General features: G+C 48.1%; 1 protein-coding gene. It reads left to right on the top strand.

Features of this window, described 5'->3' with window-relative positions; all coding sequences use genetic code 11:
* Positions 1-245 precede the first annotated feature (245 nt).
* The gene (locus JIN78_RS16785) at positions 246-641 is read left to right on the top strand and encodes a hypothetical protein (protein ID WP_200393152.1); all 396 of its coding nucleotides are present in this window, start codon (positions 246-248) and stop codon (positions 639-641) included.
* Positions 642-863: the final 222 nt, after the last annotated feature.

Raw genomic sequence — 863 nt, forward strand, 5'->3', positions numbered from 1 at the left:
ACTTCGGATAATCGTAAGATATCCCCGATCCAAAATTTATGGATCGCTCAAGCAATCGATAACGATTCTTTTCAGCTTGTAAAAAATTCGGGGAATCAGTAATTTGTCTCCTGAATCAGAATTTCTCACAAATGATTAAGAACAAGCCCCCCACGCCCGCCAAAAAATCGCCTGGAACCAAAAACCGTCCTGCTCCTATCGCAGCATCGTCATACTAATAAACACTGATATGCCTAAAGAATCGCATGAGCGAATCGCCCGACGCACAGACTGTTTTTGCGATTCACACTGCAACCGCGTTGGGAATTAATGACGCGAAGGAATTCATCCTCAATTCACCGCCGCTCCTGGTGTCGAGGATTCTCGAATCGGCTGAGAAGATTGGGCGAGTCCCCGGCCAGGAACGAACCGTTGAAAACCGAACCGCCATACTCACCGATCCGATACAAGACGATGAATCTCTCGGTCCAGTAGTATCGCGGATATTGGACGAAGAGACAACGAAGGCGTTGGCGAATGGCGGAAGGAGATTGGGCATGTGTCATCAGATCTGGAATCACACCAAACGCCGATTATCCGATGAACATGATATCGAGTGGTTTTCACCCCGAGAGATGAATCCCGGATCCTGCTTCGACTAGATCGACAGGGCATATCAAGTCGGCGCACTCAACCCGATACTCGCTGCGAGTCGATTGACTTTCATGATTCGATTCCTTACCCTCGTTTCGTGGCCGCGCTCTCAGTATCGGGCGAGTGGCCTTTTACGATATGGTTGATGATTTGTCAAGGGCATAAAATGGTCCGGGCTCATCATTTTTCAATGATCAGAAGTCAAGTTCGTGAAGGACTGAATTGAAACA

The organism is Roseibacillus ishigakijimensis (assembly GCF_016595415.1).
Taxonomy (GTDB): domain Bacteria; phylum Verrucomicrobiota; class Verrucomicrobiia; order Verrucomicrobiales; family Akkermansiaceae; genus Roseibacillus; species Roseibacillus ishigakijimensis.

What these genes read in the sequence shown, in the direction of transcription:
- JIN78_RS16785 (WP_200393152.1), top strand. Translation starts at nt 246, where the DNA reads ATGAGCGAATCGCCCGACGCACAGACTGTTTTTGCGATTCACACTGCA.